This is a genomic window from Streptococcus sp. 1559, from assembly GCF_013276735.1.
GTDB lineage: Bacteria > Bacillota > Bacilli > Lactobacillales > Streptococcaceae > Streptococcus > Streptococcus pseudopneumoniae.
In genome coordinates this window covers 117,209-131,965 of sequence record NZ_VMLO01000003.1, presented here as the reverse complement: position 1 = coordinate 131,965, position 14,757 = coordinate 117,209, and the positions used below count along the sequence as shown (strand labels likewise).

At 38.9% G+C, this 14,757-nt stretch carries 11 protein-coding genes and 1 pseudogene; 5 read left to right on the top strand and 7 right to left on the bottom strand.

What is annotated here, in order from left to right; all coding sequences use genetic code 11:
• Positions 1-24 precede the first annotated feature (24 nt).
• Positions 25-867 carry a hypothetical protein gene (locus HT688_RS00995; RefSeq protein WP_001081167.1) on the bottom strand — a complete coding sequence of 281 codons (843 nt, stop codon included), beginning with the start codon at positions 865-867 and terminating at the stop codon, positions 25-27.
• 41 nt (positions 868-908) lie between these two features.
• Positions 909-3,410: a leucine--tRNA ligase gene (leuS, locus tag HT688_RS00990; protein WP_000011746.1), complete on the bottom strand. Its 2,502-nt coding sequence runs from the start codon at positions 3,408-3,410 to the stop codon at positions 909-911.
• 147 nt (positions 3,411-3,557) lie between these two features.
• On the opposite strand from leuS, the gene HT688_RS00985 reads away from it, so the two are divergent.
• The 5 genes from HT688_RS00985 to HT688_RS00965 all read left to right on the top strand — a co-directional run bounded on the left by HT688_RS00985 (position 3,558) and on the right by HT688_RS00965 (position 9,883).
• Positions 3,558-5,207, top strand: coding sequence for a sensor histidine kinase (locus tag HT688_RS00985; protein ID WP_172923461.1), 1,650 nt, complete (start codon positions 3,558-3,560; stop codon positions 5,205-5,207).
• Complete coding sequence (locus tag HT688_RS00980; RefSeq protein ID WP_172923459.1) at positions 5,200-5,973, top strand: response regulator transcription factor; 774 nt, start codon at positions 5,200-5,202, stop codon at positions 5,971-5,973. Before HT688_RS00985 ends, HT688_RS00980 begins: the two co-directional genes overlap by 8 nt.
• Before the next feature lie 111 nt (positions 5,974-6,084).
• Complete coding sequence (locus HT688_RS00975; RefSeq protein WP_000731166.1) at positions 6,085-7,131, top strand: ABC transporter substrate-binding protein; 1,047 nt, start codon at positions 6,085-6,087, stop codon at positions 7,129-7,131.
• Positions 7,132-7,143: 12 nt separating this feature from the next.
• Positions 7,144-8,235: an ABC transporter ATP-binding protein gene (locus HT688_RS00970; RefSeq protein WP_084928770.1), complete on the top strand. Its 1,092-nt coding sequence runs from the start codon at positions 7,144-7,146 to the stop codon at positions 8,233-8,235.
• Complete coding sequence (locus HT688_RS00965; RefSeq protein ID WP_172923458.1) at positions 8,225-9,883, top strand: ABC transporter permease; 1,659 nt, start codon at positions 8,225-8,227, stop codon at positions 9,881-9,883. Before HT688_RS00970 ends, HT688_RS00965 begins: the two co-directional genes overlap by 11 nt.
• A gap of 189 nt (positions 9,884-10,072) precedes the next feature.
• Here the strand turns inward: HT688_RS00965 and HT688_RS00960 are convergent, their stop codons facing one another.
• From HT688_RS00960 to rplQ, 5 genes and pseudogenes are all read right to left on the bottom strand, one after another.
• Positions 10,073-10,765: a histidine phosphatase family protein gene (locus HT688_RS00960; RefSeq protein WP_000241534.1), complete on the bottom strand. Its 693-nt coding sequence runs from the start codon at positions 10,763-10,765 to the stop codon at positions 10,073-10,075.
• 232 nt (positions 10,766-10,997) lie between these two features.
• Positions 10,998-12,467, bottom strand: a pseudogene (locus HT688_RS00955) (N-acetylmuramoyl-L-alanine amidase family protein).
• Positions 12,468-12,484: 17 nt separating this feature from the next.
• A complete protein-coding gene (locus HT688_RS00950; protein WP_050207598.1) occupies positions 12,485-13,822 on the bottom strand; it encodes a PFL family protein in 1,338 nt (445 codons plus the stop codon).
• Positions 13,823-13,831: 9 nt separating this feature from the next.
• Positions 13,832-14,098 carry an ACT domain-containing protein gene (locus tag HT688_RS00945; RefSeq protein ID WP_050207599.1) on the bottom strand — a complete coding sequence of 89 codons (267 nt, stop codon included), beginning with the start codon at positions 14,096-14,098 and terminating at the stop codon, positions 13,832-13,834.
• A 264-nt stretch (positions 14,099-14,362) separates the two neighbouring features.
• On the bottom strand, positions 14,363-14,749 hold the full coding sequence (rplQ, locus tag HT688_RS00940) for a 50S ribosomal protein L17 (protein ID WP_000331493.1): 387 nt from the start codon (positions 14,747-14,749) through the stop codon (positions 14,363-14,365).
• Between the last annotated feature and the right edge of the window lie 8 nt (positions 14,750-14,757).

Below are 14,757 nucleotides of genomic sequence, written 5' to 3'. Positions count from 1 at the left end.
TTACTCAACTCTATTTGAATTGTCCTATCTGCTAATTTCAAGTTTTTTATCAATTTCATTTAACAATTTTTCTGCATCTTCTTTATTTAAAACATTTTCTCGTGCTACATAGTTTCTACAAATATTCAGGGCCGCAATTTGGTCTGCTTTATCCAAAGATTCAAACATAATTCTCACTGAGTTACTAGCAATAACTCCTCGTTTATCATCCGAATTTTGAAGAAAGTTAAGTAGAACACTTAAATTGTTCTGACGACACGATTCGTACAAATCAATATATTCACCGTATTTTTTCGATTCAGAATCAGTAAGTTTATCTACAACTTTTACCTGCGAATAAAAATAGATTATTTCCCTATTTTGAATAATATAATTTATTTTTCTGATATATTTTAATCCCTCTATTAAGAGCCAAATAAAATAGATTATCAGAATACCAAACAGTGGTAGCCACATGATACCAACACTGGATTGAATACGAGGATAAGTTTCATTAAAAGAAACTATTAAATTTTTGGCTCCAAAATAATGAATAATGGATAACAAATTTGTCACTATTAATAGAGTTGCAAAAGATTTTGTAAATAAAAATTGATACACTTCAGACTGTGTCCTTATAATTTCATTTGGAGATATTCCAAAAATATTGCTTGATTTATCATTTGAAAAACTAAAGAAAGTAATAAAAACTGCAAAGAGAGTGTCTAAAGTGAGTGTCAAATTTAAACTTTCCTTGTCCCAAAGACAATTTTTAAAATAATATGCACCCACTATTGACATTACTAATACTATAACTGACACTACAATAATAGAAATCTTAAATAATAAAATTTCACACTTCCTGCTATCGTTCACTAATCTATTCATTCTGACCTATTCTAAAGTTCATACTCTAGAGTTACTTCTTTTTATTTCACAACAATGTTAACCAATTTATTCGGTACCGCAATTACTTTCACGATTTCCTTACCGTCAATTTCTGCTTTGACTTTTTCATCCGCTAGAGCAATTTCTTGCAATTCTTCGCGTGATAGGTCTTTAGCGACCATGAGTTTGGCACGGACTTTTCCTTTGATTTGGACGACGATTTCGATTTCGTCTTCAACCAATTTGCTTTCGTCCCATGTTGGCCAAGCCACGTAAGAGATTGACTCACCTGTTGCTGCAACAGTTTGCCAGAGTTCTTCTGCCAAGTGAGGAGCAAACGGTGCAATCAATTGGATAAAGCCTTTGGCGTAGTCTACATAAAGTTTTTCTTCCTTGTTAGCCGCGTTGACAAAGACCATAAGTTGGGCAATGGCTGTGTTGAATTTGAGGGACTCAATTTGTTCTGTGACAGCTTTAACGGTTTCGTTATAAACCTTGTCAAGAGCACCATTGTTTTCCGCAATAATTTCCTTACTTGTAATCAAACGGTAAACACGGTCAAGGAATTTACGACTTCCTTCCAGACCTTCTTCTGACCAAGCGATTGAAGCATCAAGTGGGCCCATGAACATTTCATAAACACGAAGGGTATCGGCACCGTATTGTTCCACCACATCGTCTGGGTTGACAACGTTCTTAAGAGATTTAGACATCTTGGCTGGTGCTTGCTCCAACTCTTCTCCTGTTTCCACATGGAAGAAAGAACCGTCACGTTTTTCAACCTTATCGGTTGCCACAAGAGCCCCACGGTGGTCACGGTAGCTTGTTCCCAAAATCATTCCTTGGTTAAAGAGTTTTTGGAATGGCTCTTTTGTTGGAACCACACCGAGGTCATAGAGGAATTTGTGCCAGAAACGAGCATAAAGCAAGTGAAGTACAGCATGCTCTGCACCACCCACGTAGATATCTACTGGCAACCATTGTTTGAGAAGGCCCTCATCAGCCAATTTCTCAGTGTTGTGTGGATCGATATAGCGGAGGTAGTACCAGCTTGAACCTGCCCATTGTGGCATGGTGTTGGTTTCACGACGACCTTTAACACCATCTTCACGAGTCACTTCAAGCCAGTCTGTCAAGTTAGCTAGTGGACTTTCACCAGTACCTGAAGGACGGATATCCTTGGTTACAGGCAAGACAAGTGGCAATTCACTTTCAGGAACAGCTGTTGAAGTTCCATCTTCCCAATGAATGATTGGAATTGGTTCACCCCAGTAACGTTGACGGCTAAAGAGCCAGTCACGGAGACGGTAGGTAACCTTCTCTTGTCCACAGCCTTTTTCTTCCAACCAAGCCACAATCTTGGCAATTGCGTCTTCTTTGTTCAATCCATCTAGGAAGTCTGAATTAACATGAAGGCCATCTTCTGTGTAGGCAGCTTCTTCAACGTTTCCACCTTCAAGTACTTCGACGATTGGAAGGTCAAATTGTTTGGCAAATTCCCAGTCACGTTGGTCGTGGGCAGGCACAGCCATAACCGCACCTGTTCCATAACTAGCAAGAACATAGTCCGCAATCCAGATTGGAATTTCCTTGCCATTGACAGGGTTGATGGCATAAGCACCTGTCCAGACCCCAGTTTTTTCCTTGGCAAGGTCTGTACGAGCCAAGTCAGATTTGAGGCTAGCTTGGTGTTTGTAGTCTGCAACTGCTTCTGCTTGCTCTGAACTTACGATAGCGTCTACTAATTCATGCTCAGGAGCCAAAACAGTGAAAGTCGCACCGAAAAGAGTATCAGGACGAGTGGTAAAGACTGTGAATTCCTTATCAGTTCCCTTAACCTTGAAGGTTACATTAGCACCAGTTGATTTCCCGATCCAGTTGCGTTGCATGTCCTTGATAGACTCTGGCCAATCTAGTTCATCTAAGTCATTGAGCAAGCGCTCTGCGTAAGCCGTGATTTTGAGCATCCATTGGCGCATTGGCTTGCGGACAACTGGATAGCCTCCACGCTCAGACGTTCCATCAGGAAGGACCTCTTCGTTGGCGATGGCTGTTCCCAATTCCTCAACCCAGTTTACTGGCACTTCCGCTTCATAGGCCAAGCCTTTTTCGTAAAGCTTGGTGAAAATCCATTGCGTCCACTTGTAGTAGTTTGGATCTGTTGTGTTGACTTCACGATCCCAGTCATAAGAAAATCCAAGCGCATTGATTTGGCGTTTGAAGTTGGCAATGTTCTCTGCCGTAAATTCTGCTGGGTCATTACCAGTATCCATAGCGTATTGCTCTGCAGGCAAACCAAAAGCATCCCAACCCATTGGGTGAAGAACATTGTAGCCTTGCGCACGTTTGTAACGACTGAGGATATCGGTTGCAGTATAACCTTCTGGGTGTCCTACGTGCAGACCAGCTCCAGACGGATAAGGGAACATATCAAGAGCATAAAACTTAGGTTTTGATGCATCTGTTCCTGTCTTAAATGTATGATGTTCTGCCCAGTAGCCCTGCCACTTAGGCTCAATTTCTTTATGATTGTAAAAACTCATGGTCTCTCTCCAATTTTGTGATGTTACTATTATACCATTTTTGAGGGAATTTGGTCTCGTTCTATTCTATACTTTTCTATTTTACCTTGCTCTAAAATTTTTAAACTGCTATACTTATAACAGAAAACCCTTCCAAGGAGGTAGCAGATGTCTCATTCCTTTAAAAAATCGCTCCAAAAAGAAATTCTCCATAGAAGCTCTATCGCAGCCTTTGTGACCTCTCTTTTACTACTCATTTTACTTTTTGGTTTTTCCTATTTTTTACAAAAGCAGCAACTCTCCAAAGACACGAGACAGATTGTCAAACAAGTTCAAGAAATGAAAGAAGCAAATAATGAGCTCCTGACCACTATGAACTATAAAATGATTCCTGGATTTTTGGATGGCAAACACACAGAGCGAGAAGTCTTTAGCTTATTTTACGAGACAAAAGCTAAATTAAAACTTAGTTCTGACCTCATTATTCTAAACGATACAGGTGAATTACTATTTAGTACCAATCGAAATCATCAAGAAAGTATTTTATCACCCTACTATCTAAAATTGCTCACTCAAAATCCTTCTCAAGATAAAGTGACAGAAAAAATTGCACTCTCTTCAGACAAGCGACATTACACACTCTTTATCAAACCACTAGTCCAAAACCAACGAGTTAAGGCCTATACTATTGCTTTCGTAAATGAAAATGATTTCATTTCAAGTTTCCCAATGATCAATTCCAAATACATCATTACCGATAGCTTTGGAAATATGTTTTCTAACAATACAAATCAGTTTACTCGTTCCACTCTTGAAAAATTGGATGAAAAACTCCTACACTCTCGCACCCACTGGTATGCGAATGAACCGCTTATTGTTCAAAAAGAAAAAGTCGGTGCTATTTTTTCAATCTATACTTTTCAATCCTTCTTTCCCATTCCTAGCTTACTCGGTCTAGCCTCCGTCCTCACCTTATGTATATTCTTCCTCTACTTCTGGCAAGCGAGACGAATTGCTCATAAGATTGCTACACACAATGCTGTTCCTATTGAAAGTTTGGTTTATCAACTTCAAGAAATTCCTAAACAAGCAGAAAAAAGGCTTTCTCTACAAACAGGTGATGAGTTTGAGTTTATGGCAGAAAAAATCAACAATATGTTGTACGAATTAGATCAACTTCATCAAAAAATGTTGACCATAGAAAAAGAAAAGTGGATTTTTGAAAGAAAAATGCTGGAAGCTCAGTTCAATCCTCATTTTCTCTACAATACACTTGAGACGATTAAAATCACTTCTTTAATGGATGCTGCTCTCACACAAGACCTGATTCAAAACCTCACGCGCATTCTTCGCTACAGTATCACGGATTTAGAAAAAGAAACAACCATTTGTCAAGATTTAAAGATTATAGAGGATTACCTGATGATTCATAAGATTCGTTTCGAGCACTTTTCCTATGATATTGTCTGCCCAGAAACTGTTGATAATCAGCCTATTCCTAAACTTTTCTTGCTTCCTCTAGTAGAAAATGCTATAAAATATGGGATGCAATACCGTATTGATCTTCATATTGATATCCAAATTACCTTGGAAGCAGATTCTCTGACTTTTTTAGTCAAGGATAATGCCGGAGGGCTCACAAAACAAGAGCGACTCGCTATTTTAGACTCTTTAGAAAGCCCTCATACCCAGCATGGCATCGTGAACAGCTACAAACGATTGAGCAATTTCTTTTCTGATGTCCAGCTAGATTTAGGAGTCAATCGCCATGGAGAAACTTGGGTCAAATTTATAACGAAAGGACTAACTCATGTTTAAGCTCATTATCGTAGAAGACGAACACCTCATTCGAAAATGGCTAGAGATTGCCGTAGACTACTCTGCCTTGGGTATCCAAGTCGTAGGAACTGCCAGTCACGGTCAAGAGGGAATGAAACTCATCCAAGAAAAAGAACCTCATATTGTCTTAACAGACATCACAATGCCAATTATGGATGCTTTTATGATGTTTGAAGCCACTCGTACCCTTTCCTATGAAAAAGTTATCTTATCAGGTTATAACGATTTTCAAAATGCCAAAAAAGCCATGCAATATGGAGCAGTTGATTTCTTATCCAAGCCAATTGATACCAAGGAATTGACAGAATGTCTTCAAAACATTGTTTTGCGATTACAAGGTAGCACCTATCAAGAAACTCCTTTTTTAGAAGAATATCAAACTTTACTCACCTCTATCCAACAGGTTGATACACAAAACCAAATCATTCAACAAATTATTTCCTTTGTCCACAAGCATTATGCAGAGCATTTTACGATTGCGACTATTGCTGAAGCTTTAAACTATAGCGAAAGCTATCTATATAAAGTGATCAAAGAAGATTTCCCCATGACTCTAAATGAATATATCTTACAATATCGCCTGAAACAAGCTATAGAGAAGATGGCTGAATCTCCCAACTCCCCTCTAAGCGACATCTCTGATCAAGTTGGATTTTCAGACTATAAATATTTTGCTAAAGTATTTAAAAAGTATCTCCATATTTCCCCAAAGGAATTGAAATCACTCGGAAGAATAGTAAAATAAGCTATTCTTCTTTTTGTAGAGAATTTTACTCTAATAGAATAGAATTATCGGTTTTAAAAACGCTTACATTGTTTTAAAATAAACTTAAATAACACAACGGAGGTATCCATCATGAAAAAGAAATGGATGTATTATGCTGCTTGCGGACTAGCTCTTTTTGGTCTTGCTGCTTGTTCTTCTAATGAATCTGCCGATGGCGGTTCATCTGATAAAGGAGACGGCGGTTCGCTAGTCGTTTATTCACCAAACTCAGAGGGCTTAATCGGAGCAACTATTCCTGCCTTTGAAGAAAAATATGGTATCAAAGTAGAACTGATTCAAGCTGGTACTGGAGAACTTTTCAAAAAACTGGAGTCAGAAAAAGAAGCTCCTGTAGCTGATGTCATCTTTGGTGGTTCTTATACACAATATGCTACCCACGGAGAACTCTTTGAAAACTATACTTCAAAAGAAAATGATAATGTTATCAAAGAATATCAAAACACAACTGGTTACTCTACTCCTTATACACTAGATGGTAGTGTTTTAATCGTCAATCCTGATTTAACGAAAGGCATGAACATCGAAGGATATAGCGACCTTCTCAAACCTGAACTAAAAGGAAAAATCGCAACTGCTGACCCAGCAAACTCTTCTAGCGCCTTTGCTCAATTAACAAATATGCTACAAGCTCAAGGTGGTTACAAAGACGATAAAGCTTGGTCTTATGTAAAAGATCTCTTCACACTTATTGATGGTAAAATCGGTTCAAGCTCATCTGGTGTCTATAAAGCAGTCGCTGACGGAGAAATGGCTGTTGGTCTCTCTTATGAAGATCCAGCAGTTAAACTCTTAAATGACGGAGCTAACATCAAAGTTGTCTATCCAAAAGAAGGAACCGTCTTCCTACCTGCTAGTGCTGCTATCGTTAAAAAAGCTAAAAACATGGAAAATGCCAAGAAATTTATCGATTTTATTATCTCTCAAGAAGTACAAGATACACTTGGTACAACCACTACTAACCGTCCTGTTCGTAAAAATGCTAAAACAAGCGAAAATATGAAACCAATTGACAAAATCAAAACACTCACTGAAGATTATGATTATGTCATCAAGAATAAATCAGATATCGTCAAGAAATACAACGAAGTCTTTACAGATATCCAATCTAAACAGTAAAAGAGGTTCACTATGAGTGAGATCAAAATTATTAACGCCAAAAAAATCTACCACGATGTCCCTGTTATTGAGAATTTGAATATTACAATTCCAAAAGGAAGTCTCTTTACCCTTCTTGGGCCTTCAGGGTGTGGGAAAACGACTCTTCTTCGTATGATTGCAGGTTTCAACAGTATCGAAGGCGGAGAATTTTACTTCGATGATACAAAAATCAATAATATGGAACCCAGCAAACGCAATATCGGCATGGTTTTCCAAAACTACGCTATTTTCCCACATTTGACTGTTCGAGATAATGTTGCTTTTGGTCTCAAGCAGAAGAAAGTTCCAAAAGAAGAATTGGTCCAACAGACCAACAAGTATCTTGAACTCATGCAAATTGCTCAATATGCGGATCGAAAGCCCGATAAACTTAGTGGTGGACAACAACAACGTGTCGCCTTGGCACGCGCCTTAGCTGTTAATCCAAGTGTTCTCCTCATGGACGAGCCGCTCAGTAACCTAGATGCCAAACTTCGCTTGGATATGCGTCAAGCTATTCGAGAAATCCAACACGAAGTGGGAATTACAACCGTCTATGTAACCCACGACCAAGAAGAAGCCATGGCTATTTCAGATCAAATTGCTGTTATGAAAGACGGAGTCATCCAACAAATCGGTCGGCCAAAAGAACTCTATCATAAACCAGCTAATGAGTTTGTGGCAACCTTTATCGGACGCACAAATATTATCCCTGCCACTCTTGAAAAACGGAGCGACGGCGCTTATATCGTCTTTTCAGATGGCTATGCTCTTCGAATGCCAGCTCTTGATCAGGCTGAGGAACAAGCTATTCATGTAAGTATTCGTCCTGAAGAGTTTATCAAAGATGAATCTGGAGATATTGAAGGAACTATTAGCGATAGCGTCTATCTTGGACTAAATACGGAGTATTTCATTGAGACAGGTTTTGCCTCAAAAATTCAAGTTAGCGAAGAATCAACTTTTGAAGAAGATCTACAAAAAGGCGATCGTATTCGTCTACGAATCAATACTCAAAAATTAAACGTCTTTTCTGCAGATGGTTCCCAAAACCTGATAAAAGGAGTCAACCATGGAACGTAAAAAACTAAATATTTGGACAGCCTCCTCTTTCTTCATCTTTCTTACCTATCTTGTCTTTCTCGTTTATCCTATCGTTACCGTGCTCAAGCAAGCACTCATACATGAAGGGCAATTCTCACTAGCTAATTTTGTCACTTTCTTTGGTAAAGCCTACTACTCTGAGACACTTGTCAACAGTTTCAAGGTTTCCATTACCGCTACTGTCACTTCCTTAGTTGTAGGAACCCTATTAGCTTATCTCTTCTCTATGTATGACTTCAAGGGGAAGAAATTTCTACAAATATTGATTATCATTGCTTCCATGTCAGCTCCTTTCGTGGGAGCCTACTCCTGGATTCTCTTGCTGGGACGAAATGGGGTCATTACTAAATTCCTGACAAATACCCTTCATCTTCCAGCTATCGATATTTATGGATTCAAAGGAATTGTACTTGTCTTTACACTACAATTATTCCCACTAGTATTTCTATACGTTGCTGGGACAATGAAGAGTATTGATAATTCTCTACTTGAAGCCGCTGAAAGTATGGGATCCTTCGGATTTAAGCGTATCGTAACGGTTATTTTACCTCTCCTCGTTCCAACCTTACTAGCTGCTGCCCTGCTTGTATTTATGAGAGCATTCTCAGACTTTGGAACGCCTATGTTGATTGGCGAAGGATATCGGACTTTCCCTGTCCTGATTTATACCCAATTTATTAGCGAGGTTGGAGGAAATTCTGCTTTTGCATCTGCTTTAGCAATTATGGCGATTATCATTGCCTTGGCGATTTTCCTTATCCAAAAATACATTGCAAACCGCTACAGTTTCAGCATGAATTCGCTCCATCCAATTGAGCCTAAAAAAACTACAAAAGGAAAAATGGCTGCCATTTATGCAACAGTCTACGGAATTATCTTGTTCTCTGTTCTACCTCAAGTCTACTTGATTTATACTTCTTTCCTAAAAACATCAGGTATGGTATTTGTCAAAGGCTATTCTCTAAACAGTTACAAGGTAGCTTTCAATCGTATGGGATCTGCTATTTTCAATACTATTCGTATCCCTTTGATTGCCTTAGTTCTAGTTGTCCTATTTGCAACATTTATCTCCTACCTAGCCGTTAGAAAACGGAATTTATTTACAAACTTAATTGACAGCCTCAGTATGGTCCCTTATATTGTACCAGGAACCGTTCTAGGGATTGCCTTCATTTCTTCCTTCAATACTGGCCTATTTGGAAGTGGATTTCTTATGATTACAGGAACTGCTTTCATCTTGATTATGTCCCTATCTGTCAGAAGATTACCTTATACTATTCGCTCATCTGTTGCTAGTTTGCAACAAATAGCACCAAGTATTGAAGAAGCCGCGGAAAGCTTAGGAAGTAGTCGTCTCAATACCTTTGCCAAGATTACAACTCCAATGATGCTATCTGGTATTATTTCTGGAGCCATCTTATCTTGGGTCACAATGATTTCAGAACTCTCTACTTCTATCCTCCTCTACAATGTCAAAACAAGAACAATGACTGTAGCCATTTATACAGAGGTTCTCAGAGGGAATTACGGTGTAGCCGCAGCCTTGTCAACTATCTTGACTATTCTAACAGTAGGTTCCTTGCTCTTGTTTATGAAAATCTCTAAAAGCAACAGCATTACACTTTAGTTTCCCCCATCAAAAACAGCCGAAAGGATTACCCTCAGCTGTTTTTTCTTATCTTGATATTCCTATCAAATCCCTAGTTCATAGCAAGCAAGTCTAGACTGATTATACTCAATGAAAATCNNACGAAGTCAGTAACCATATCTACGACAAGACTACGTTGACGCGGTTTGAAGAGATTTTCGAAGAGTATTAAATAGAGGTCGCTTCCATCTTCTCCCATCCTAGCTCTCGGTAACTACAGTCACCAACAACCTCTACGCTAAACTGGCCGTTCTCATATTCAAGGATCGTCACGCTACCATTATCGAGGCCATGCGGATGCATACCATTGATCAGATAAACAATGGTTCCAATGGTCATTCCATGGCTGACGACAAGGGCGTTGCCCCCGCCTTGTTCTTCCATTTCTTTGGCAATCGCTTCAAAACCTTCCTTGATTCGACCACTGAGTTTTTCCCATCCTTCAGCCCAACCAGCTGTATCAACCTCTACCAAGCCCTCAGCCAGTTCCGCATAAGATAATTGGTGAACGTGGTCCACATTAAAGATACGAGGAATAATGCCCATGAAAAGATCGCCATCGTAGGCTCCATCAAAGCTACCAAAACACCATTCTCTGATACGCTTGTCCATGCGATAAGGGATTTTCCCTTGCAGTCCAAGCTCCTCAAGTATAATTCCCATAGTCTGAATGGTGCGACCAGAATCACTGGAATAAGCGCGCTCAAACTGTAGACCAGATTCTCGCAAACCGATTCCTAATTCTTGAATTCCTAGCTCACCTTCAGCTGTTAAGGGAGTATCACTCCAACCTTGCGCGCGACCAATCGTGTTAAACATGGTCTTGCCATGACGTACCAAATACAATCGTACTTTTACCATTTTCCGTCCTCCGTTTGCTTCTATTATATCATGGATGATAAAACAAAAGCCACCCAGACAGGTGACTTTTGCAGGAGATTATTATGAAAAAGTTTAGGAGTTCTATTAAATAAAGATATTAGATGAAAATCAAATTCAAACTAAATCAGTATTATCTGTTTCAAATAATATTAGGAGGTCTTTATTTAATGATTATAGTATACACAGCTAACCTTAAATAGAGCTTAAAAAATTATACCCATTCACCTTTTTCATTTACTTTATAGCCGTTAATGGTCATATTTTTTGCCAATTTCCCATCAGCTAACAAGTAATACCACTTATCTCCGTCTTTAATCCATTGATTACGAGCGTACTTACCATCTTGGTTCAGATAATACCAACTATCATACTGAGAATCAAATACCCACTCACTCTTAGCCATGTAACCGCCACGTTTTAGGTAGTATTCTCCCTGCCAAGCTTTCTCCACATAACTACCAGTTGAATCTACATAAAACCAGCTCTTATAGTCTTCATCATAAATCCATTCACTTGCAGCCATTGAAGCATCTGATTTTAGATAATAACGGCCTACCCAACGGTTTCTTACAAGATTGCCAGAAAGGTCATTATAGTACCATTTGCCAGACTCTTTAAACCACTTACTTGCTTGATGATTTTTCTTAGTCTCTCCATTAGAGGTAATAATAGCTTGAGATCAAGTTGAAACTGAGGATGAAGTTCCAGTAGAAACTGCTTGAATAGCCTCTTCTTTTGTCACCTTAGGCTTAGCTTTTCCTTGGTAAACATCTTCGATACGCTTAGTAAAGACAGATAACTCTTCAGGGGATAACATGTGTCTTACAGTCTCTTCCTTATATACAAGACCTGCTTCTTTCCTGATTTTGTGTATCCCCTCTTCAACTATATCATCAATCTTACTAAACATAGAAACTTTATCTGCTTTTGAAAGTGTATCATCATTACTAATGGCTGTCTTCTCCATGAAAGCAACAGCATTAATTTCTCTGATATTTTTTTCCGTAGGAATTAAACTAGGGCTCCATTTATCAACTTTGTTATAAAAAGTTGATAATTTTTGAACATACTCTTTTAATGTTAAGTTACTATCATTGTATGGCTCATCATCGCCAAAATGACGAGACCGAGGTAACGACCAGCCTGTTAATGATCCGTAAAAACTTTTTAAATCGCTAATTAGTTTTTCCTTCTCAACAGATGAGTATAAATTACTATCTTTTTCTACTTGCTGAAGTAGTAAGTCAAATTTTTTTATTCTAGCAATATCAAAAACATATTCTAAAGAGTTAGGCATATCACCTTTCATTCTATTAATAGTTCCTTCTATGTCAGACGAATAGTAATGATCTCTTTTTGAAAATCTATTTATATTTTCCTCTCTCTCCTCTATCACCTCATCTATTTTTTTAACTATGGCATTCTTGAGTTTTAAAGCATCAACCTCTTTAAATTGTACAGTATACCAATCAATATCATCAATTTCTTTTAATATTTTTTTCTTTACTTGTTCAGAATAATTTCTAACTGCACTCTTTAAATCTGCCCGTGTTTTGTAAAAACTCTCATTACTAGAATCAATATCATTTTCTTGCGCATAAACTACTTGACTAGCAAAAGTTGGGACTAGTGAAGTCGACAGTCCTAAAGCTACTAAAGCATGTTTCATTTCTTTTTTCATGAATTTCTCCTATTTTCTTAATTTTTAAAACTATGAATTGGTGCTGGGATTTGTCCTCCACGAGAGATGAAATCAACAGACGAAGCTCCATTGACTTTCATAACAGGTGCAGTTCCTAATAGGCCACCAAACTCAATCATATCGCCTTCTTTTCCTTTTGGAATGATACGAACAGCTGTTGTTTTCATGTTAATGACACCAATTGCAGCCTCATCCGCAATCATAGCCGCAATGGTTTCAACAGGTGTATCTTCTGGGATGGCAATCATATCCAAACCAACAGAACAGATAGCCGTCATAGCTTCTAGTTTTTCCAAATTAAGAGAGCCATTTTGCACTGCAGCAATCATTCCCTCATCCTCGGAAACAGGAATAAAGGCACCAGACAAACCACCGACTTGGTTGCAGGCCATCACTCCACCCTTTTTAACTTGGTCATTCAAGAGAGCCAAGGCAGCCGTCGTTCCATGCGTACCAACTGTTTCTAGCCCCATTTCTTCAAGGACACGTGCAACAGAATCTCCAACCGCAGGAGTTGGCGCCAAACTCAAGTCCACAATACCAAACTCCACACCCAGTCTCTCACTGGCCATTTGACCAACCAATTGACCGATCCGAGTGATTTTAAAGGCAGTCTTCTTGACCGTTTCTGCTACTACATCAAAGCTCTCTCCACGAACTTTTTCCAGGGCACGTTTCACCACACCAGGACCAGAAACTCCGACATTGATGATAACATCTGCCTCCCCAACACCATGGAAGGCACCCGCCATAAATGGATTGTCCTCAACAGCATTAGCGAATACAACCAACTTAGCTGCCCCCATATCAGATAGAGTTGCCGTTTCCTTGATAACACGTCCCATATCTGCGACAGCCGTCATATTGATACCAGACTTGGTTGAGCCGATATTGACTGACGAGCATACCTTGTCCGTTTCAGCCAAAGCACGAGGAATAGAATTGATGAGAATCTCATCTCCCTTTTGATAACCTTTTTGTACCAAGGCAGAGAAACCACCAATAAAGTCCACTCCAATCTCTTTCGCAGCCTTATCAAGCGCTTTTGCCAGAACCACGTAGTCCGTCGCATCTGTCGCTGCTCCAATCAGAGAAATAGGAGTCACCGATACACGCTTATTAACGATAGGGATTCCCAACTCAGCCGCAATTTCATCACCAACAGCCACTAAATTAGCGGCCTTGCTCGTAATCTTTCGATAAATTTTCTCTGCAGCACGATTGATATCTGGATCGATACAGTCCAAAAGGGAAATCCCCATGGTAATGGTTCTGATATCGAAGTTTTGCTCCTCAATCATGGAGATAGTTTCAGTAACTTGTCTAATATCCATATGCACCTCCTAGATATTATACATAGCTTCGAAAATCGCTGCACTCTGAATATTGATTTTCACATTCAAAATTTGCCCAAAAGTTTCAAACTCATTTCGCAGATAAGTAAAATCCTGCTTTTCATCACTAGATACAACAGCCATCATCGTGAAATATTCATCCAAAACAGTTTGAGAGATATCATCAATATTCAAACCCAATTCTGCAATTTTACCAGAAACACCTGCAACAATTCCAGATTTATCTTTACCGACAACAGTTATAATCGCTTTCATAAGCAAACTCCAATTCTTCTTAAAATAAGAAACCTGAACATTAAACAGGATTCTTTTCAAATAGTATAGCATAATTCTAACGAAAATACTCAAAAACGCCTGCTTACGAAGTTGTTCTTAAGCAAAAAACAATTTCGTAAACAAGCGTCTACTATCCCAACTTATGATGAGTGTTCCCGCTAGGACCGAAATCCTAGCGGTAGACCAGAGCTAGACTAAGAGCACAAGACTCCATCATCATAACACTCAACAAAATTGATGATTTTATACTAATTCGATGATCGCCATTGGCGCTGCATCACCACGACGTGGTTCAGTTTTAAGGATACGAGTGTATCCACCGTTACGTTCAGCATAACGAGGTGCGATTTCTGAGAACAATTTTTGAAGTGCTGTAGTAGAAGTGTACTTATCAGTTGCTTCATCATAGTTTTCAGATGCGATTTCATTACGTACGAAAGCAGCTGCTTGACGACGTGCATGCAAATCACCACGTTTACCTAGAGTAATCATTTTTTCAACAGTTTTACGGATTTCTTTAGCACGAGCTTCAGTTGTCACGATTGATTCGTTGATCAAAAGGTCAGTTGTCAAATCGCGAAGCATTGCTTTACGTTGTGAGCTAGTGCGTCCTAGTTTACGGTAAGCCATGTATTCCT